Annotated in this window: 1 pseudogene; it reads right to left on the bottom strand. The window is 45.1% G+C overall.

From position 1 onward, the window contains the following. Window positions 1–825: pseudogene (locus QOS01_RS10385) on the bottom strand (hypothetical protein); the annotation flags it as partial.

Here is an 825-nt window from a genome sequence, read left to right on the forward strand (position 1 = left end):
AGCCTTGTTACCTGCTTCGTTGGCAGTCTTTTGTGCGTCAAGGTATGCTTGGTGAGCAGCCTTGTAAGCAGCAGCAGCAGTCTTGTAATTAGCTGCAGCAACATTTACATCATGTTGAGCGCCCTTAAGAGCGTTTTGTGCATCATTAAGGTTTGCAACGGCATCCTTGTAGTCGTTGTAATTCTTTTCAGCAGTAGCATATGCGTCAACAGCATTTGACCATGCATCTTGTGCTTTGCCCCATTCTACATCACTCATGTTACCTGCTTGCCAATCTGCATGTGCCTTCTTGAAGGCAGCTGCAGCAGCATCTTCAGCTTCCTTAGCTGCTTGGTAAGCATTTTCTGGCTTTGCATTAGTCATGTTTTGTTCTGCAGTAGCATATGCGTCAACAGCATTTGACCATGCATCTTGTGCTTTGCCCCATTCTACATCACTCATGTTACCTGCTTGCCAATCTGCATGTGCCTTCTTAAAGGCAGCTGCAGCAGCATCTTCAGCTTCCTTAGCTGCTTGGTAAGCATTTTGAGCAGAAACATAGTTTCGAACAGCAGGATTATTATTATATGCAGTTTGTGCATCAGCCAAGGCTTGTTGTGCAGCATTGTAGTTTTCAAGAGCCTTAACACTAGCTTCGTGAGCAGCTTGCAAAGCATCAGAAGCGTCACTGTCCTTCTTCATTGCATCGGCTTCAGCATTCATTGCTTCATCATAAGCCTTTTGAGCAGCTGCAGCGTTTTCCTTAGCAGTGTTCAAAGCAGCTTCAGCCTTTTCAGCTTCCTTTTCAGCATTAGCAACGTTTTGTTCTGCATCTTCTACAGAACC

This window comes from Limosilactobacillus avium (assembly GCF_947381485.1).
In the GTDB taxonomy this organism is placed as follows: Bacteria; Bacillota; Bacilli; order Lactobacillales; family Lactobacillaceae; genus Limosilactobacillus; species Limosilactobacillus avium.